The sequence below is a fragment of the Brevibacterium limosum genome, from assembly GCF_011617705.1.
GTDB lineage: Bacteria > Actinomycetota > Actinomycetes > Actinomycetales > Brevibacteriaceae > Brevibacterium > Brevibacterium limosum.
Window position 1 is genome coordinate 3,471,906 of the sequence record NZ_CP050154.1, and the last position, 18,825, is coordinate 3,490,730.

Consider the following 18,825-nt stretch of genomic DNA (forward strand, 5'->3'; position numbering starts at 1 on the left):
TTCGACAACAGTCCCTACCTCGACCGGCGTCAGCATGCCCGAAAGGTAGGAGAGACCATGAGCACCAGCCCCGATCCGAGAGATCGCGATCTGAGACATGACGGGCCGCCGCGCGCCCGCGTCATCCTCGGCATCGTCCCCGATCAGCCCGCCGAGGTGATCGCCGCCGCCGCGGACTATGCCGCCCACTTCGACGCCGAGCTCGTCTGCGCCCACGTCGACGACTCCCGCTATAACGTCGAGACCCGCCCCGACGGAACTGTGCGCTCGATGCCCATCGATCCGGACACCACGGCCGAGGCGGCCACCGAATTCGACCCCGATCTCCAGGACCGCATCGCTGCCGCCCTGGCAGGAACGGACGTCGCTTGGTCGACCCGGGCGCTGGCGGGGTCTCCGGCGCAGGAACTCGATCGGCTCGCCGATGCGCTCGACGCCCGGATGATCGTCCTCGGAGTCCGGCGCGCGGGAATCCGCGGCTCGCTGCACGAGTTCTTCAACGGCTCGGTCGCGATCCAGCTCTCGAGGCACCAGCATCGCCCGCTCGTCGTCGTCCCGCTGGCCACCGACAAAGACGGCATGGACGACCCCGAAGCTCCTGCGACGTCGCCGCCCCCAGGCGCCTCCCCCACTGCTGAGCTGCAAACCGGCGAGGGCGAGCAGTGACCCGGCCGGTCCACCTCCGTCTGTCCTATCTGGGGCTCGCGTTCGTCGGCGGCACGGCCGGCACGGCCGCACGCGAAGCGGTCAGCTTGGGTATGCCGGCCGTCGGCGGTGTGCCGTGGGCGATTCTCACGGTGAACATCCTCGGCGCGTTCTTGCTCGGGCTGCTGTTGGATTCCCTGGCGCTCAGCGGTCCCGACGAGGGGTGGCGCCGGAGAGCACGGATCCTCGTCGGAACCGGTTTTATGGGCGGATTCACCACGTACAGTGCTCTGGCCGCGGATACGGCCGGCCTTCTCGGCGCGGGCCACGGCGGTGCGAGCAGTCCCGGTGTCGGTCTCGCCTACGGAGTGGGCACGGTGCTCATCGGCGGACTCGCCACATTCGCGGGCATCGCCACGGCGACGGCGCTCCACAGCCGACGCGGAGTCGAGCCCGGCGGACTCGACTCCGTCATCTGTGCAGACGAACTCCGGATCGGTCCGAGCAGACTCGGATCCGACGAGAGGCGGTGAGGCGAAGTGACTGCACTGGTCTTCATCGCACTCGCCGTCGCCGGCGGGTTGGGGGCTACGGCGCGGATGCTGCTCGATGGGCTCATCAAGTCCTGCATGAGCGTCGCCCTGCCGTGGGGGACGATCATCATCAACGTCTCCGGATCGCTGGCGCTGGGAGTGCTCACCGGAGCGGCGGCGGCCCATGTCCTCCCCGAGTCCTGGCACCTGGTGCTCGGCACCGGGTTCCTCGGCGGGTATACGACGTTCTCAACGGCGAGCTTCGAGACCATCCGACTGATCCAGGAACGCCGCTGGACCGCTGGGCTGGTCAATGGGCTCGGCACCCTCCTCGTCTCCACCGCGGCCGCGGCACTCGGGCTGTGGCTGGGCGGACTGGCCTGAAGACCGCCGCCCTGAGCGGCTCCCACCGGCTCCGTGCCCCTACCGGATGAGAGCATTCTCATTGCCGCTCCCCTCGAACCGAGCACTGGGTCGCCCATACTGGAGGTATGGGGCGTTTCGGTTGGCTGCTGATCATCGGAACAGCTGTGCTCGCCGCACTCGCCTTGTTCGGGCTGGACCGGTCCATCGACGGTGGTGACACACAGCTGGGTCCGCCGGTCATCGTCCCCTCCGGCAACTCGGCTCCGGCGCCCGCGCCGGACGCGCCCGCCGACGAACCGACAGCAGAGCCCTCCGTGACGCCAAGCCCCTCGAACACACCGAATCCGCCCTCATCCGGTCCTCCCACCGGTGCCGACCGCATCACTCCCGAACCGCCGCGCTCGGCCGGTGACCGCAATGCCGACAGGGACGGTAGCGATGACGACGATGACTGATCGTCGCCGGGGCACCAGTGCGCGAACCCGGATCCTCGCCTGGATCATGCTTGTTCTCACCGTCGCGGTCTTCATCATCGTCACCTCCACAGCCCGGGCGGAGCTGGCGGGGGTGCGCTCCCACGCCGGCGCCGAACTCGAACACGAGGTCACGAAATTCCGCGACTTTGCGGCCAGACCCGACCCCGCCGATGATCGCCCCTACACCTCGGTGAGGGACCTGATGACGAGTCACCTGCAGAACAATCTGCCCGAGCACACAGAGACCTTCTTCTCCATCGTCGACGGTCAGGAGGATCAGCGCAGCGCCGACACCCCACCGCTGCGACTCGATCAGGATCCCGATTTCATCGCTGTGGCGTCCGAGACGACGACGCCGCGCTCAGGGGAGATGAAGACATCCGTCGGGCCCGTCGCCTATGCGATCGTGCCCGTCGAGATCGAGGGGCAGCCGCAGCGAGCTCAGCTGGTCATCATCGAATTCCTCGCTTCCGACCTCGACGAAGCATGGACGACGATCTGGACGATGTCCTCGGTGGCCGTGGTCGCTCTCGTCGCCGCAGGATTCCTCGGCTGGATCGTCGCCGGGCGCGTTCTCGAACCCATCCGACGCCTGCGCGAGACCGCCGCGGGCATCGGCGAAGACGAACTGAGCCGCCGCATCGAGGTCACCGGCAACGATGACGTGGCACAGCTCGGCGTCACCTTCAATCGGATGCTCGACCGGCTCGAAGCGGCCTTCGACGGACAACGGCAGCTGCTCGACGATGCCGGACACGAGCTGCGCACCCCGATCACAGTCGTGCGCGGGCAGCTGCAGGTCATGGGAGACGAGCCTGAGGACCGGCAGAGCACCCTGGACCTGGTCGATGACGAGCTGCAGCGGATGTCCCGACTCGTCGATGACCTCGTCATGCTCGCCCGCAGCGAACGGCCGGACTTCCTCGACCTTGCGAACACCGACCTCATGGACCTCGTCATCAGCAGCTTTTCGAAGGCCAGCGCCCTAGCCCCGCGGAATTGGATCATCGACGCGGCTCCCGAGGGCTTCGGCCTCGTCGATGAAGAGCGTTTGACCCAAGCGCTGCTGCAGCTGGCCTCGAACGCCGTCGACCACACCGGACCCGAAGACACCATCGCCTTCGGCGGCCATCTCGACGGCGACACCGTGCGACTGTGGGTCCGCGATACCGGTGCCGGCATCGCCGTCGAGGACCAGGAACGGATCTTCGAACGCTTCGCCAAAGGACGCACGGCCCGCAGCGGTCGGAAGGGCACCGGCCTGGGACTGACGATCGTCGACCGCATCGCCCGCGCCCACGGAGGTACGGTGAGCGTGAAGTCCGACGCAGGAAAAGGCGCACTGTTCACACTCACCCTGCCCTGGCACGGTAAAGAAGGAGACGGCCGTTGACACGCATTCTCATCGTCGAGGACGAAGACCGCATCTCGTCGTTCATCGCCAAGGGTCTGGCTGCCGAGGGCTTCGCCGCCGAGGTGACCGAGGACGGACACATGGCCGTCGAGTTCGTCCGCGGCGGCGGCTTCGACCTCGTCATCCTCGATTTGGGACTGCCCGGCCTCGACGGCTTCAGCGTGCTGCGGATGATTCGGGCCGAACGTCACGACCTGCCCGTCATCATCCTCACTGCTCGTGAATCCATCGAGGACACTGTCGCCGGGCTCTCCAGCGGCGCCGATGACTACATGCGCAAACCCTTCGCCTTCGACGAGCTCCTCGCTCGGGTGCGGTTGCGCTTGCGACCAGTCGACGCGCAGGAGGCGACCGTGCTGCGCGCTGGAGACCTCGCCGTCGATATCCGCACGCGACGCGCCCTCGTCGGGGACAAAGCGATCGAGCTGAGCTCTCGAGAGTTCACGCTGCTCGAGGCCTTCCTCAGGCACCCCGACCAGGTGCTCAGCCGCGCTCAGCTGCTCAGCCGAGTCTGGGGACTCGACTTCGACCCCGGCTCGAATGTCGTCGACGTCTATGTGCGCTACCTGCGGGAAAAGCTCGGCCGGGGCACCATTGAGACTGTGCGCGGGGCCGGGTATCGGCTCAGTGTGCCGAAGATGTGAAGACTCTAACCTTCCCCTCATCATTGTCTTAACTGCGATGAGCAATCTGGTGAATGAACATCAACTAGGAGGAAACATGTCATTCGCCATTGCCCTGGCCACCGATCTCATTGCGATCTTCGTGCTCGCCTACGTTCTGTACTTCCGCAGGCATCGTCGGCGGGATCTGCTGCTGTCCTATGTCGCACTCAACATCGGTGTCGTCGCGGTCACCTCGGCGCTGGGCTCGGTCGAGGTCGGCGTCGGGTTGGGCATGGGCCTGTTCGGAATCCTCTCGATCATCCGCCTGCGCTCGGACCAGATCACGCAACAGGAGATCGCCTACTACTTCACAGCGCTGGCACTCGGTCTGCTGGCCGGACTGCATCCGAACCCGATCTGGCTCACCCCGCTGCTGTCACTGCTGGTCATCACCGCCATTGCGATCCTCGACAGCCCACTGATCGCTTCCTCGACGCACCGCCACACCTTCACCGTCGACCGCGCCATCACCGACCGCGATGAGCTCATCGATCACCTCAAGGACGTCTTCGATGCCGAAACCGTGCGGGTCGAGGTCCTCGACATCGACATGGTCCGGGACACCACACTGGTCGACATCCGGTACACGACCAAGCCGGCCCGCACTTCCGCTGCGAATTCCCGCGCCGAGACGGCAGCGGCCTCCCAGCAGAGCGGAACCGTGGCCTGGATGTCGGATTCCAATGCCGAGGTGCGCTGATATGCACACCCTTGCCGATACGAATCCGGAGAACTCGCTCGCCACCTCATCCGAGGGGACCGCGGCGAGAGATCTGGCCGCCATCGATGCTCAGCTGGCGAACATGGAGCCGATCACTCTCGCGGAGCTCAACGCTCAGGCCCGGATGATGACCCGCGTGGATCGGAAGTACTTCGTTCCCCGGGAGCTGTTCCTCGATCTCCTCGTTGCCACCGAAGATGACTTCCAGGTCCTCGAGATCGCCGGCAGGCATCGCTTCGAATACCGGACCGTGTACTTCGACACCCCGGATTTCCGGTTCTTCCGCGATCATGTGCAGGGTCGACGTCGACGCTTCAAGATCCGCACCCGAACCTATGTCGATACCGGCACCAGTCACCTCGAGGTCAAATCCAAGGGGTATCGCGGGCAGACGGTCAAGCAGCGCATCATCCACCCCGTCGACCATCCCACGGAGCTGACCGGTGCCGGGCAGAACTTCGTCGATGCCATCCTCGACCCGCAGGGCGGCGTTTCGGCCAGGCCGCGGGTCAGCGCCGCGGATCTGGCCCCCGTACTAGAGACTGTCTACGATCGCATCACGCTCACTCACGACCAACAGCGGCTGACCTGCGACCTCGATATCGAGACCCGCAATGGCGGCGAGACCCATGAGGGGCCACGCGATGTCCTCGTCGAGACGAAGAGTGCCGACGGCGTGAGCATCTGGGACCACCTGCTCAAGCAGGCCGGCATCCGCGAGCACAAAGTGAGCAAGTACTGCGTCGGTGCTTCGCTGCTCAATCCCGAGCTGCCTGCCAATCCGTGGAACAGGACGATCCGTCGCTTCTTCCGGTGACAGCGCCGTCCGCGAACGCGCTCTCCCCGCGGACGGCGTTCAGCTCACTTGTACGCGCGGTGGTACTGAGCCGGCCGGTAGTCGATGTCGAAGCGCAGGGCGTCGGCGGCGCGCAGCGCGAAGTTCGGATCGCGCAGGTACTCGCGGCCCACGAGGATCGCATCGGCCTGGCCGGTGGCCAGGATGTGCTCACCCTGGAACGGTTCGCTGATGAGACCGACGGCCGCAGTCGGCAAGCCCGATCCCTTACGCACGCCCGCGGCCAGGTTCGTCTGGTAGCCGGGACCGACAGGAATCGTCGCCATCACATTGCCGCCTGAGGAGACGTCGATGAGGTCGACGCCATGCTCCTTGAGCCGACCGGCGACCTCGACCGTGTCCTCGAGCGTGAGGCCCTCCTCGGTCCAGTCCGTCGCGGACAGGCGCACGAACACGGGAACCTGTTCGCCCACCTCGGCGCGGGTGGCATCGACGATCTCGACCAGCAGACGGGCCCGGTTCTCCACGGTTCCACCGTAGGAATCGGTGCGGGTGTTGCTCAGCGGGGACAGGAACTCGTGGAGGAGGTATCCGTGTGCGGCGTGGATCTCGACGAAGTCGAACCCGGCCTCGATCGCCCGGCGGGCCGAGGATCGGAAGGCCGCGACCACCTCGGCGATCTCTGCCTCGGTCAGGGCGCGCGGTTCGGCAAGGCCGTCGAAGGCCAGCGCGGACGGGGCCAAGGTCTGCCAGCCGCCCTCGTCGACGGGCAGGCTGCCGTCGTGGTCGGTCCCCCACTCCGGATAGGTCGAGGCCTTGCGCCCCGCATGGGCGAGCTGGATGCCCGCTGCAGCGCCCTGGGAATGGAGGAAATCGACGATGGGGACGAAGGCATCGCGCTGCTCGTCGTTCCACAGTCCCAGGTCCTTGGCCGAGATCCGCGCCTCCGGAGTGACCCCGGTGGCCTCGACGATGACGGCGCCAGCGCCGCCGCGGGCCATGCCACCGTAATGGACGGTGTGCCAAGGCGCCGGGACCCCGTCGAGAGTCTCGACGGAGTACTGGCACATGGGCGGAACCCAGATGCGGTTGCGGAAGGTCAGGCCGCGCAGAGTGAGCGGTTCGAACAGCAGATGAGACATGGCACCTCGTGATCTCGTCGAGATTGGTCGTTCGGAAGTATGAGATTCTTCGTACTTCGAGTTCGCACTTTACTACGATAAATTTCGTACTACCAAATATTTCGTACAATAGAGGGAGACGACACCATCCGCGACCGGTGGCTGCCTCGACAGCCGACGCCGCCGCAGACCGACACGATGGCGAGACGGGAGGCTCCTGATGCGCACACTCGACCACCCCAGCCGGGACGAGATGAGACTGGACACCGTGCTGGCCGCACTCGCCGACCCGGTTCGCCGCACCGTCGCCTGCAAGCTCAACGACGCTTTCGGCCATCACGCGTGCGCGACCTTCGAGCTGCCGGTGTCGAAGTCCACGGCGACCTACCACTTCCGCACACTGCGCGAAGCGGGAGTGATCCGCCAGGAATATGAGGGCACGAAGATCATGAACACGCTGCGCAAGGATGACCTCGACGCCCGCTTCCCCGGCCTCCTCGACGCCGTCTTCGCCGCTCAGGACATCGAGCGCGGCGAGGCGTGAGATACGCGTCCGATAACTGGCCCCGACGGGATGTGAGCCTCAGCTCCCGACCGGCTGGCCATCCTGCCGGTCCTTGGCGCGACCGCGGGCGAGATCGACCAGCCCGATGACTCCGGCGAAGACGATGACGAGCGCGATGAACCCGAAGCCCGCGACGATGGCCGCGCCGTATCCGGCCATCGGCTGGACGACGAAGAACACGGCGGTGACGATCGCGATGCCGATGGCCGTGCCCACTCGCTGCCCGGTCTGCATCACGCCGCCGGAGCTTCCCGCGTAGTCGACGGGCACCTCGGCCAGAGTGAGAGTCTGATTCGGGCTGATCGCCATGCCCTGCCCGAGGCCGGTGATCCCGAGCGTGAGGAGCAGCCACCAGATGCTGACTCCCCAGGACTCGTGCGCCAGCACCAGCAGCGCCGAGGCGACGACCCCGGTCAGACCGATTCCGACGCCGAGGACGACCATCTTCCGTCCGAAGGTGAGCACGACACGTCCGGCCGCCTGTGCGGCGATGGCCGAGAGCAACGCCGAGGGCAGACCGACGAGACCAGCGTGGAGGGCGGGGAACCCGAGACCGTTCTGCAGGTAGAGCGCCACGATGACCCAGATGCCGGGCATGCCGACGAAATACATGGACGTCAGCGATGCCCCGTAGGCGAAGCTGCGTGTCTTGAACAGCTGCATGTCGACCATCGGTGATCCGCCTCGGCGGGAGTACCGGTTCTCCCACCGCACCCACAGCCAGACGACGGCGACGCCGACCGGGACGAGGGCGTAGATCCAGGCCCCTGCGCTGCGTTCGAGGAAGGGCAGCATGACCAGCAGCGTGCCCACGCCGAGCAGAACGAGCCCGACCGGGTCGAAGTCGGCGCGACGCCGGCCGTGCGAATCGGACTCGGTGCCGGTGCCGACCCAGGCGCTCTTCGGCAGCCAGAACCGGCCGAGGATGATTGCGGCCAGGGCGATCGGCACGTTGATGAGGAACGCCGAACGCCATCCCCATTCCTCGCCGAGCACAGCGATGAGCCCACCGCCGAGGACGGGCCCGATGCCCACGGAGACGCCGACGATCGTGCCGAACATCCCGAACGCGCGACCGCGCACCTTGCCGTGGAAGTACTGCTGGAGCATCCCCACGCCCTGGGGGCTGAGCAGGCCGGAGCCGAGGCCCATGACGACACGGGCGATGTTGAGCACGAGCGGATCCGGGGACAGTCCCGAGATGAGGGATCCGAGGGCGAAGACGCTGACGCCGATGACGAAGAGCCGACCGCGGCCGAAGAGGTCGCCGGCTCGGCCGGCGGCGACGAGGAGCACGCCGAAGGCGAGCGTATAGCCCGAGAGCACCCATTGGATCGCCGAGTTCGAGGCGCCGATCGAGCGCTGCATATCGGGGAGGATGACGTTGACGATCGAGACGCTGAGCAGCGACATGAACATCGGGACGAGCATCACCGCAAGGATCTTGCGCTGCTCGGCGGTCATGGTCGTCTCGGAAGTATTACCCATTCATATAGTTCTACGCCGCCCCGCCGACAAGCACAATCGGTCTCCGTGGTGCGTTTGCTCACGCACCACGGAGACCGATGTGTCCGAGGGAGTCGGACGGGCCTACTCCCCCGCGGCGATCACGTCGACCGCGGTCGGGTCGGAGGAGTGCAGGAACTCCTCGATGCGCGCGGCCTCTTCGCCTTCGCCGATCGCTGCCGCAGCGCGGCCGAGGGCGTAGAGCGCACGGAGGAATCCACGGTTGACTTCGTGCGAGTACGGGATCGGTCCGGCGCCGCGCCAACCGGCGGCGCGCAGGGCGTCGAGTCCGCGGTGGTAGCCGACGCGGGCGTAGGCATAGGCGTCGACGAGGCGGCCTTCCCTGTGTGCCTCATCGGCCAGTTCCGCCCACGCCAACGAGGAAGCCGGCAGTGCGGCAGCGACGTCGATGGGCTCTTCACCTGCGTCGATGCGCTTGCGGGCGTCGACGTCCGGGTGGTCATCGGGCAGGTAGGTCGGCTGCGGGCCGAGCTGGCTCGCATCCAGATTGCCGATATGCGATGGGTTGCCGATGGGCTGGGTCATTGCGTCTCCTTCGTTGTCGTGGTCGTCAGATCTCGCCGAGGCGGCTGTCCGCCCCGGCAACACGGTCAGTCGGTCTTCACTTCGGACGGCAGGACCTTGTACGGGTTCTCACTCAGCGCACCGGTGACTCCGGCGTCGGCGAGCTGATCGAGCTGCTTCTCGTCCTTGACGTCGGTGACCCACACATCGAGGTCGGCTCCGGTCCATTTCTCGGCGGCATCGGCCTCGACGGCCACTGCCGTGTACCCGGCCCCGGACAGCGATTCGTTCCCGGACGCTGTCACGTCCCCGGTGAACATGGCGCCGACGCCGGCGTCAGCGGCGGCACGGGCCACCTCGGCGTCGTCGGTTCGCACGATCGTCGACTCTTCGAGCCCCGCCTCGGTGATGGTCTTCAGGGCCGGGGCGGCCACTTCGGCGGAGTCGATGCCGGGCATGAACACGGTGTCCCCGCCGAACTCGTCGACGATCTGGTCCCAGGTGATGGGCTCGCCGGGGCTCGTGCCCTTGCGGGCGGGGGCGATGGTCTGGTCGAGGAACTCCTCGGCATCGAGCTCGTCGAGGTCCTTCTTCAAGCCCATGTCCTTGGCTGCGGTCTCCGGGTTCGCGGCGACGATCGTGCCGTCGCCCAGCGCCGAGAGGGTGGGCGCGGGAAGGTAGCCGAACTTCACGTTCTCGGTGAAGGCGAGCTTCGAGTTCGCCGCGTACACCGAGGATCCGCCGTCGAGGGCGCCCACGGCCGGCGGATTGAGCGAGTCGACGGTCAGCTGATCCTTCGACCCGAAGATGTTCATCGCGAGCACGCCCGCGACGAGGAGGACGACGATGGCGCCGGCCCACAGGGGTGCGTTGAATTTCTTCGGCGCGGGACGATCGGGCACGGGAATGCGTTCGTTCGACTCGGGATCGGGCGTGGGCAGCGGGTCATTGGTGCCGCGGCCGTAGCGATCCTTGTCGATCCGGTCCGGTCTCTTCTTGCTCATCGGCTGCTGTCTTTCGTCGATCCGGCCCCGGTGACGAGTCCCCGGAGGAACCCGGCGCCCCAGCACAGGTGCATGGTCGGCAGGACGATGCCGAACCAGAATCTCTCCCGTCGTCCGCAGTCCTTCGCCGCCGAGGCGGTGGCCAGGATTCCCGCGATGTAGCCGAAGCTGGGCACGTGGACGAGGGAGGTGAAGCGGCGGAGGAACTTCGGCCATGTCTTCGTCGTCCCTGACAGCTGGAGCAGGGTCTCGATCACGGCCCCGCCCATGCCGAGCACGAGCAGCGGCGGAGCGAAGTAGCGGATGGAGTTCTTCGATCCGTAGCGGCGGATGAGTTCGGCCCGCCAGATTCCGGTGGCCCAGAACTGCTGGGCGATCTTCGACCAGGTGCCGCGCGGCCAGTAGGTGACCTCCATGTCCGGGTTGAACCAGATGCGACCGCCGGCGGTGCGGATGCGCAGGTTGAGTTCCCAGTCCTGTCCGCGTTTGATGCCTTCGTCGAACCCGCCGAGGTGGACGAACACTTCCCGACGGTAGACACCGAGGTAGGCCGATTCGGCTTCCTGTGCCTCGTCACCGGAGTGGTAGGCGGGACCGCCGAGGCCGACCGGCGACATATAGGCGCGGGCCACGGCCTTCTGGAAGGGAGTCTTGCCGCGAGCGAGCATGAGGCCGCCGCAGTTCGCTGCTTGGGTCTCGCGCAGGGTGTCGATGGCCTGCTGAGTGTAGTCGGGTCCCAGCCCGGAGTGCGCGTCGACGCGGATGATCACCGGATGCCGGGTCTTCGCGAACGCGAGGTTGAGGCCGATCGGGGTCGCGGCCTGCGGATTGTCGACCGTTTGGATCCGAGGGTCGAGGGCTGCCATCGACTCGATGATGGCGTTCGTATCGTCGGTCGAGGGGCCGAGAGCGAGGACGATCTCCTTGTCCCCGTCATAGTCCTGCGCGAGGATCGTGGTGATCGCCTGTTCGATGTGCTCGGCCTCGTTGAGGACCGGCATGATGAAGGAGACACCGGGCTTCTCGGCCAGCGGCGGAAGGCCCTCCGGGGCCAGGATCTCAAGTACTTTCGACACGCCTTCAATCTTCCCACACCCGCGCGCACCCGGTCTTGAGGGGGCGTACAGGTGGGGCTCTGCCGTCTACTGTTCGGCGATGGCCTCGATCGGCAGATCGTGCTCGGCGGCGAATTCCACCCAGTGCGCGGTCGGCTCGGCCGCGAAGGTGCGCTCGAGCACGGCCTCCTCGGTGCCGATGTGCATGGCCAGCGCCTTCGCGAAATGGGGCTCGATGCAGGCGACGGCGATGTGCCCATCGGACGTCGGGTAGGTCCGGTAGAACGGTGATCCCCCGCCGAGGTGGCCACCGGGTGAGCTCAGACCGTGCCGTGCCGGCCCTGCCGCCCATGCGGCCGCCAGGTCGAGGACGACGCGTTTGACGACACCGCCGTCGATACGCAGCTGCTCCTTCTCCCGCAGCCCGGCGAGCGCTGCGAGTGCGGCATGCTCTCCGCCGAGGATGTCGGCGACGGGCACGGTCGGCATCGTGCCGGGCACGAGTGTGGCGTGTGCGGCCTGGTAGGTGAGGTCGTGGCCGGGCACGTCGGCGCGGTAACCGGCGAAGCCGACGATCTCCACGTGGACGAGTGCGTGCTGGTCGACGAGCTCGGGCAGGCCGAGTGCGGACGCCGCTCGCGGTCGCATCGCAGTGAGCAGCACCTGAGCCTCGGCGGCGAGGGCGTCGAGCTCTGCCTTACCGGCGGGATCCTTGAGGTCGAGCCTGCGGATGTCCTGGCCGACGGTCAGCTCCTGGTAGTACTCGGGCACAGCGGCATCGAGAGGATCGCCCGTGAGCGGCTCGACCTTGATGACCTCGGCTCCAAGGGCGCTCAGCCGGGCGGCCGCCAAAGGGCCCGGCAGGTTCACGGCGAGCGTGATCACCGTGACTCCGGCAAGTGGTTGCTGGTCGGGCACCGTGTCTCCTCGGATTCGCTCGCAGCACGACTGCTGCACTCCATCGTCTCTCAACGAATGTATTGGAAACTGAAAGAGTGTTCAATAAGCCGCGCCTGCCGCTCTCCGGGTTGTGCCGTGGCGCACATTCCCGTACATTCACAACATAGGACATCATACGTCTTACGTGTCGGTCCTAAATGTCAGATGGGGCTTCCGCTCGCACTCACGCCCGCGCCGGTCCCCTACGTTTTCCACGTGAGGAGGGAGCATGGACGCTCCGGGACTCGGCGGCCTCAACTGGGCCGTGATCATCATCTACCTCTTGGCCACCCTCGGCATCGGGGTCTGGTTCACCCGGCGGGCCAGCGGAGGAACAGAGGAGTTCTTCAAGGCCAGCGGACGGATCCCGGCATGGGCGGCGGGTTTCTCGATCTACGCGACGACGTTGTCGGCCATCACCTACATGTCCACGCCCGAGCAGGCCTTCCTCGCCGACTGGTCCTATGCGGCCGGCAACATCGCGATCTTCGCGATCGTCCCGCTGCTCGTGATCTTCTACATCCCGTTCTTCCGCAAACTCGACGTCACCACGGCCTATGAGTACCTCGAGGAGCGCTTCGGCCCAAGCATCCGCGTGCTCGGCTCGGTCCTCTTCGTCCTCTTCCACATCGGCCGCGTCGCCATCGTCATCTACCTGCCGACGCTGGCCATCAGCTCGGTCACCGACATCAACCCGGCCCTCGTCGCCGGGGCCGTCGGCGTGCTCTCGGTCGTCTACACCTTCCTCGGCGGCATCGAGGGCGTCATCTGGTCCGATGTCGTCCAGGGCATCATCCTCCTCGTCGGCGCCGCGGTCATCCTAGTCTTCGGCATCATGGCCCTCGACGGCGGGCTGGCCACCGTGGTCTCGGACGCCGCGGCCGATGACAAGTTCATCTCCGCCGACAACTGGAAGTTCGGCGGGGCGGCAGCGGCCATCCCGATCGTCTTCCTCGGGTCGGTGTTCAACAACCTGCACCAGTACACGGCCAGCCAGGACGTCGTCCAGCGCTACCAGACCACGGATTCGCCGAAGTCGACGGCCCGGTCGCTCATCGTCAACGGCTTCCTCGCTCTGCTGACGATCCCGCTGTTCTACGGAATCGGCACCGTCCTCTTCAGCTTCTACCAGCACTCGGAGGCTCTGCCGGAAGGGTTCAACACCTCCGCGCTGGTGCCCTACTTCGCGGTCACGGCCCTGCCGGCCGGCGTCTCGGGTCTGCTCATCGCCGCGATCTTCGCCGCCGCGCAGTCGACGATCTCCTCGAGCCTCAACTCGATCTCGGCCTGCGTGACTGTCGACATCCGCGACCGCTTCTTCCCGCCCAAGGACGGAGCGTCCCGCACCGGCGTCGGCTTCTCCCGCGCCGTCATCGTCATCGTCGGCGCTCTGTCCGTCGGGGTCGCGCTCTACCTCTCGGCCACCGATCAGGCGCAGACCTGGGATCTGTTCCTGGCCATCACCGGACTCTTCGGCGTCCCGCTGGCCGGAGTATTCGCGCTCGGCATCTTCACGAAGCGGGCGAACACCTCGGGAGTGCTCGCAGGGCTGCTGCTCGGTGCCGCACTGGCCTGGGTCGTCCAGGAGAAGGCCGGGCTCACTCCCTTCGCCGTCTCCACCGTTGCGTTCGTCGGCGCCATGGTCTTCGGCTACCTCATCTCTCTGATCACCGGAGCGATGCAGCGCGGCCGCCGCGACCACGATGTGCTGCCGCTGACGATCTACGGCAAGCGCTCGGCCTACACTCGCCGGGTCCCCACCGATCCTGCCCGGACGGTCGCCGCATCCGTGGCCTCCGCCCCCGCGGTCTCCGCCGACTCAGCCCCGACGGTCGGATCGGATCCGACCGACTCCGGGGCCGCCTCGGCGAGCAACAACACGAACGACAAGTAAGGACACGACAATGACTGACTTCCACGGAATCATCCCCCCGCTGCTGACCCCGCGCACCTCCGGCGGTGAGATCGACCGTGCCGGGCTGGCCGCCCTCGTCGACCACCTCGTCGCCGGCGGTGTGCACGGAATCTTCGTACTCGGGTCCTCCGGTGAAGTCCCGTATCTGACGAACGCCGAGCGTGACCTCGTGCTCTCCACCGCAATCGAGGCCGCCGCCGGGCGCGTGCCCGTCCTCGTGGGCATCAGCGAGCAGACGACGACCCGGGTTCTCGAAGAGGCCGACCGGCTGCTGGCCATCGGCGGTGACGCGGCCGTGGTCACCACGCCGTTCTATGCCCTGTCCGACGCCGCCGAGGTGGAGCGCCACCTGCGCGCGGTCGCCGCCCAGATCAGCGTCCCCCTCTTCGCCTATGACGTGCCCGTGCGCACGCATATGAAGATGCCGCTCGACGTCCTCGTCCGCCTCGCCGAGGAGGGTGTGCTCGCCGGAGTCAAGGATTCCTCCGGTGACGACGTCGGCTTCCGCCGTCTGCTGCTGGCGACGAAGCACGTGGACGACTTCGCCGTGTTCACCGGCCACGAGGTGGTCACCGACGGTGCGATGCTCGGCGGTGCGGCGGGCATCGTTCCCGGCCTCGGCAACGTCGATCCTGCCGGATACGTGCGCATCTATGATGCGGCGAGCGCCGGCGACTGGGCGACTGCAACTGCCGAGCAGGATCGCGTGGCCAGACTGTTCGACATCACCGGGGCTGCCGCCCCGGGTCGGGTGTCCGCCGGTGCCGCCGGCCTCGGCGGGTTCAAGACCGCTCTGCAGCTCATGGGCGTCATCGGCTCGAACCGGATGGCCGAGCCGATGGAGGCCCTCGACGCCGCCGAGACCGAGCGCGTCCGCGAGATCGTCGCCGCCGCAGGACTGCTGTGACCCTGCCCGCCACCGTCGCCGTCGATGTCGGAGGCACGAAGATCCGTGCCGGTTCCGTCATCGACGGACGTCTAGCCCACGTGCGCAGAGTGCCGACGCCCGCGACCGCAGGTGCCCAGGCGGTTCTCGACACCATCGCCGAGGTGGCCGCCGCCGTCATCGCGGACGTGCCCGGTTCGGGTGACGCCGAGTCCGGTGCCGGTGGTGGGGACGCGACCGATGCGCGTTCCGGTGTCCGCGGGGCGGATGATTCCGGTGTCGGCTCGACGGGCTGTTCCGGCGACCTCGCGTGGCGGATCGGCATCGGTGCGGCCGGGGTCATCGACCCCGCGACCGGTGTCGTGGTCTCGGCGACGGATTCGCTGGTCGGTTGGGCCGGCACCGAGCTGACCGCCGAGCTCTCTGCCCGCACGGGACTGCCGGTGCGGGCCGTGAACGATGTGCATGCGCATGCCCTCGGCGAATCCTTCGCCGGGGCGTCGCGCGGGACGCGAAGTTCCCTGCTCGTCGCTGCCGGGACCGGCATCGGCGGCGGGTTCATCACGGACGGGCGCCTGCTCACGGGCCGGAATTCGGCGGCCGGACACATCGGGCATGTGCCGTCTGCAGCCGCCGCCGGACTGGACTGCCCATGCGGCGGCACCAGCCACGTCGAGGCCATCGCCTCGGGCCCGGGCATCCTCGCGGCCTATCGACGATTGGCCTATGAATCCGCCGAGATCGACACCGGGCCGGTGGAACTTGCGGCGCCAGGGGAGTCCCACGTACCGGCAGCGGCGACACCGTCCGACTCCCCCACCTCGGCGGCAGTGACGTCATCAAACCCGGCCACAGCGCCGGCGAGCACCCGAGAATTGGGGGCGGCCGCCTCGGCGGGGGATCCTCTGGCCATTCGTGCCTTCGATATCGGGGCACGTGCCCTCGGATCGGCGCTCGGCGGGATCGCGAACGTGCTCGCGCCGGAGGTCATCGTCATCGGCGGTGGGCTCGCCGAGATGGACGAAATCTGGTGGGCGCCTCTGCGTGAGGCCTTCGCCGCGGAACTCATCCCCGCCGCCTCCGGAATCGAACTGGTGAAGGCAGAATTGGGGCAGGACGCCGCCCTCATCGGCGCCGCCGGCCTGTGGGACGACTCCCCGGTCTCGGAAGACGGCGATTCCGCCTCACGCGCCCGCACGAACAAGGAGACGAACTGATGCTGTCGAAGACCGAAATCCTCGAGGCGCTGCGCGGGCGGCTCATCGTCTCGGTGCAGGCCTATCCGGGCGAGCCGATGCGGGATCCGAACACGATGGCCCAGATCGCCGCCTCGGCGGTGGCAGGCGGCGCGGCGGCGGTGCGGGTGCAGGGCCTCGGCGATATTCAGGCTTCCCGTTCGGCCGTCGAGGTCCCGGTCATCGGACTGTGGAAGGACGGCAAGGACGGGGTCGTCATCACCCCGACGTTCCAGCACGCCTATGCCGTGGCCCTAGCCGGTGCTCAGGTCGTCGCGCTCGACGGGACGCGGCGGGAACGGCCCGACGGGCTGAGCCTGGCCGAGACGGTCACTCGCCTCCACAACCAGACGAACGCGCTGGTCATGGCCGATTGCGGCAGCCTCGACGATGCTCGGGCAGCGGTCGATGCCGGCGCCGACATCATCGGCACGACCCTGGCCGGATACACCGGCGAACGACCGACAACCGACGGCCCGGATCTCGAACTCATCAGTGCCATCCGGACCGCCGATCTGCCCGCGATGCTCGTCGCCGAAGGCCGCATCCACTCCCCCGCCCAGGCAGCGGCCGCCCGGGAATCCGGGGCCGAGGCCGTAGTCGTGGGCACCGCGATCACCCACCCGACGACCATCTCTTCGTGGTTCGCCGAGGCTGTCGAGGGCTGAGCCGGCTCAGGTCGGGACCTGAGCCCCGCTCAGAGTGAGAGCTGAGCCCGCTCAGGCCTCGATCCGCTCAGAGATCCTGCCAGGCCGGCTTGTTCTCATAAGCGTGGCGGTAGTAGTCGGCGAGCTGCAGCCTGGAGGCCGCCGCATCGTCGACCAGCACGGTCACGTGCTGGTGCATCTGCAGCACCGTCGCCGGCCACATCGCCGAGATCGGCCCCTCGACCATCTGGTGCACGGCCTCGGCCTTGTTGCCGCCGGTCGCGACGAGCACGAGGTGACGCGCCTCCATGATCGTGCCCAGCCCCTGGGTCAGGCACAGCTTCGGAACCTGCTCGACATCCCCGTCGAAGAACCGCGCATTGTCGACCCGCGTCTGATGCGTCAGCGACTTCACCCGCGTCCGTGACGCCAGCGACGATCCGGGCTCGTTGAACGCCAGGTGGCCGTCGGTGCCGATTCCGAGGATCTGCAGATCGATTCCGCCCGCCTCGGCGATCTGTCGTTCATAGTCCGCCGAGGCGGCCGCCAGATCATCCGCGGTTCCATCGGGTCCGTGGACGGCCCCCTCGGTGAAATCGACGCGCGTGGCGATCTCGGCGTCGATGACGTTGCGGTAGCGTTCCGGGTGGTCGGCGGCGATGCCGACGTATTCGTCGAGCATGAACGCCTGCGCATGGGCGAAAGTGAGCCCTTCGTTCTTGTGGCGGGTCGTCAGCTCATCGTAGATGCGCAGCGGACTCGAACCGGTCGCGAGCCCGAGGACCGGCGCGGTCTGCGTGCGCAGCAGCCGCTCGATCGCATCGGCGGCGAGCTCCGCCAGCGTAAATTCATCGGCGATGACAACTTCCATCAGGTCTCCTTCGGCACTGGTCCGGCAAGTCGTTGAGGCGTATGGGCCTCAGTCAATCATTTCTTCTCGAGGGCACGCATGATCGGCTCGTAATGGGCGGTGATCGCGTCACGGAACGCCTCGGCACCGCCGGATTCCGCGGCCTCGAGCATGAGTCCGTGGGCTTTCGCGGTCTGCTCGAGGTCGGAGGCCACGGCGACATTGAGCTTCGGCAGCACCGCGGTGTGCACGTCCCAGAACGCCGCGACGAGCTGGCCGACGAGTGAGTTGCCGAGCTGGGCGAGCAGACCGGTGTGGAAGGCGCGGTCCTGCTGTGGGAAGGTCCTGCCGTCTGCGGCCAGCGCGGTCATCTCATCGACGAGGGAATGCAGATCCGGGTTCGAGGTCCCCTGCAGAGCGTCGACAATCTGCTCGGACATTCCGTGGTCGAGGGCCTTGCGGACCTCGATGACGTCGCGCAGCGCATCGAGGTCGTCGCCGGGGCTGAGCACTCCGCGGAAGACGAGCGCCTCGACGAGCGCGTCGAGCGTCATCTCGCCGACATAGGTGCCGTGACCGTGGCGGACGTCGACGATGTCGAGGGTGGAGAGCTTGCGGATGGCCTCGCGGACGTTCGATCGGGAGACGCCGAGGCGGGTGCACAGTTCCCCTTCGGTGGGCAGGAGATCGCCGGGGTGCAGTCCGTCTGAGAGGATGAGATCCTTGATCCGATCGGAGGTCGTCACCTTCCGACCGACCGCTGTCGCCTCCGTCATGAGCACCTTCCACCGTCGATTCCGTGCCGAGTCTCCAGTATACGTCTGACATCAGATGTGTCGGTCGTCGGTTCCCTGTTCGAGACGCGCACCGTCGGCCTTGTCTTATACGCGGGTGGCCTTGTCATATACGCGGGCCGAAATGACTACTAGAGTGATAGGCGTCAGCGGTCGTCGCACGGCCG

The 18,825-nt window shown here is 67.2% G+C and carries 21 protein-coding genes; 13 read left to right on the plus strand and 8 right to left on the minus strand.

Translation table 11 applies throughout. The features are described 5' to 3' along the window. Window positions 1-57 precede the first annotated feature (57 nt). From GUY37_RS15680 to GUY37_RS15715, 8 genes are all read left to right on the plus strand, one after another. On the plus strand, window positions 58-666 hold the full coding sequence (locus GUY37_RS15680) for a universal stress protein (protein WP_166827499.1): 609 nt from the start codon (window positions 58-60) through the stop codon (window positions 664-666). Continuing rightward, a complete protein-coding gene (locus GUY37_RS15685) occupies window positions 663-1,178 on the plus strand; it encodes a fluoride efflux transporter FluC (RefSeq protein ID WP_166827500.1) in 516 nt (171 codons plus the stop codon). Before GUY37_RS15680 ends, GUY37_RS15685 begins: the two co-directional genes overlap by 4 nt. A gap of 6 nt (window positions 1,179-1,184) precedes the next feature. Continuing rightward, window positions 1,185-1,562: a fluoride efflux transporter CrcB gene (gene crcB / locus GUY37_RS15690; RefSeq protein ID WP_166827501.1), complete on the plus strand. Its 378-nt coding sequence runs from the start codon at window positions 1,185-1,187 to the stop codon at window positions 1,560-1,562. Window positions 1,563-1,669: 107 nt separating this feature from the next. Continuing rightward, complete coding sequence (locus GUY37_RS15695) at window positions 1,670-1,999, plus strand: hypothetical protein (RefSeq protein ID WP_166827502.1); 330 nt, start codon at window positions 1,670-1,672, stop codon at window positions 1,997-1,999. Further along, window positions 1,983-3,413: a sensor histidine kinase gene (locus GUY37_RS15700; protein WP_208094692.1), complete on the plus strand. Its 1,431-nt coding sequence runs from the start codon at window positions 1,983-1,985 to the stop codon at window positions 3,411-3,413. Before GUY37_RS15695 ends, GUY37_RS15700 begins: the two co-directional genes overlap by 17 nt. Beyond that, window positions 3,410-4,078, plus strand: a complete 669-nt coding sequence (locus tag GUY37_RS15705; protein WP_166827503.1) for a response regulator transcription factor — start codon at window positions 3,410-3,412, stop codon at window positions 4,076-4,078. The genes GUY37_RS15700 and GUY37_RS15705 overlap by 4 nt, the downstream gene beginning before the upstream one ends. 76 nt (window positions 4,079-4,154) lie before the next feature. Beyond that, window positions 4,155-4,799: a DUF4956 domain-containing protein gene (locus GUY37_RS15710; RefSeq protein ID WP_166827504.1), complete on the plus strand. Its 645-nt coding sequence runs from the start codon at window positions 4,155-4,157 to the stop codon at window positions 4,797-4,799. A gap of 1 nt (window position 4,800) precedes the next feature. After that, a complete protein-coding gene (locus GUY37_RS15715) occupies window positions 4,801-5,637 on the plus strand; it encodes a polyphosphate polymerase domain-containing protein (RefSeq protein ID WP_166827505.1) in 837 nt (278 codons plus the stop codon). A 44-nt stretch (window positions 5,638-5,681) separates the two neighbouring features. Here the strand turns inward: GUY37_RS15715 and GUY37_RS15720 are convergent, their stop codons facing one another. Beyond that, on the minus strand, window positions 5,682-6,758 hold the full coding sequence (locus GUY37_RS15720; protein ID WP_166827507.1) for an NADH:flavin oxidoreductase/NADH oxidase: 1,077 nt from the start codon (window positions 6,756-6,758) through the stop codon (window positions 5,682-5,684). 199 nt (window positions 6,759-6,957) lie between these two features. Here GUY37_RS15720 and GUY37_RS15725 point away from each other — a divergent pair, with 199 nt between their 5' ends. Continuing rightward, a complete protein-coding gene (locus GUY37_RS15725) occupies window positions 6,958-7,281 on the plus strand; it encodes an ArsR/SmtB family transcription factor (protein WP_166827508.1) in 324 nt (107 codons plus the stop codon). A 39-nt stretch (window positions 7,282-7,320) separates the two neighbouring features. On the opposite strand, the gene GUY37_RS15730 is transcribed toward GUY37_RS15725, so the two are convergent. The 5 genes from GUY37_RS15730 to GUY37_RS15750 form a co-directional block, all read right to left on the minus strand. Beyond that, complete coding sequence (locus tag GUY37_RS15730) at window positions 7,321-8,790, minus strand: MFS transporter (RefSeq protein WP_208094693.1); 1,470 nt, start codon at window positions 8,788-8,790, stop codon at window positions 7,321-7,323. Window positions 8,791-8,892: 102 nt separating this feature from the next. Continuing rightward, on the minus strand, window positions 8,893-9,354 hold the full coding sequence (locus tag GUY37_RS15735; RefSeq protein ID WP_166827509.1) for a DUF3151 domain-containing protein: 462 nt from the start codon (window positions 9,352-9,354) through the stop codon (window positions 8,893-8,895). Window positions 9,355-9,419: 65 nt separating this feature from the next. After that, complete coding sequence (locus GUY37_RS15740) at window positions 9,420-10,337, minus strand: hypothetical protein (RefSeq protein ID WP_228278213.1); 918 nt, start codon at window positions 10,335-10,337, stop codon at window positions 9,420-9,422. Continuing rightward, window positions 10,334-11,413, minus strand: coding sequence for a glycosyltransferase family 2 protein (locus GUY37_RS15745; protein ID WP_166827510.1), 1,080 nt, complete (start codon window positions 11,411-11,413; stop codon window positions 10,334-10,336). The genes GUY37_RS15740 and GUY37_RS15745 overlap by 4 nt, the downstream gene beginning before the upstream one ends. Before the next feature lie 66 nt (window positions 11,414-11,479). Then, window positions 11,480-12,310 (minus strand): CoA transferase, encoded by an 831-nt coding sequence (locus tag GUY37_RS15750; RefSeq protein WP_166827511.1) that lies wholly within the window; start codon window positions 12,308-12,310, stop codon window positions 11,480-11,482. A gap of 250 nt (window positions 12,311-12,560) precedes the next feature. Here GUY37_RS15750 and GUY37_RS15755 point away from each other — a divergent pair, with 250 nt between their 5' ends. The 4 genes from GUY37_RS15755 to GUY37_RS15770 are packed head-to-tail and all read left to right on the plus strand — an operon-like array spanning window position 12,561 to window position 17,035. Then, window positions 12,561-14,225: a sodium:solute symporter gene (locus tag GUY37_RS15755; protein WP_228278214.1), complete on the plus strand. Its 1,665-nt coding sequence runs from the start codon at window positions 12,561-12,563 to the stop codon at window positions 14,223-14,225. Window positions 14,226-14,235: 10 nt separating this feature from the next. After that, the gene (locus GUY37_RS15760) at window positions 14,236-15,153 is read left to right on the plus strand and encodes a dihydrodipicolinate synthase family protein (RefSeq protein ID WP_166827512.1); all 918 of its coding nucleotides are present in this window, start codon (window positions 14,236-14,238) and stop codon (window positions 15,151-15,153) included. Continuing rightward, the gene (locus GUY37_RS15765; protein ID WP_228278215.1) at window positions 15,150-16,349 is read left to right on the plus strand and encodes an ROK family protein; all 1,200 of its coding nucleotides are present in this window, start codon (window positions 15,150-15,152) and stop codon (window positions 16,347-16,349) included. Before GUY37_RS15760 ends, GUY37_RS15765 begins: the two co-directional genes overlap by 4 nt. Then, a complete protein-coding gene (locus tag GUY37_RS15770) occupies window positions 16,349-17,035 on the plus strand; it encodes an N-acetylmannosamine-6-phosphate 2-epimerase (protein ID WP_166827513.1) in 687 nt (228 codons plus the stop codon). Before GUY37_RS15765 ends, GUY37_RS15770 begins: the two co-directional genes overlap by 1 nt. Window positions 17,036-17,102: 67 nt before the next feature. Here the strand turns inward: GUY37_RS15770 and nagB are convergent, their stop codons facing one another. Both nagB and GUY37_RS15780 read right to left on the minus strand, forming a co-directional pair. Next, window positions 17,103-17,885, minus strand: a complete 783-nt coding sequence (nagB, locus tag GUY37_RS15775) for a glucosamine-6-phosphate deaminase (RefSeq protein ID WP_166827514.1) — start codon at window positions 17,883-17,885, stop codon at window positions 17,103-17,105. A 56-nt stretch (window positions 17,886-17,941) separates the two neighbouring features. Then, a complete protein-coding gene (locus GUY37_RS15780; protein WP_166827515.1) occupies window positions 17,942-18,640 on the minus strand; it encodes a FadR/GntR family transcriptional regulator in 699 nt (232 codons plus the stop codon). Between the last annotated feature and the right edge of the window lie 185 nt (window positions 18,641-18,825).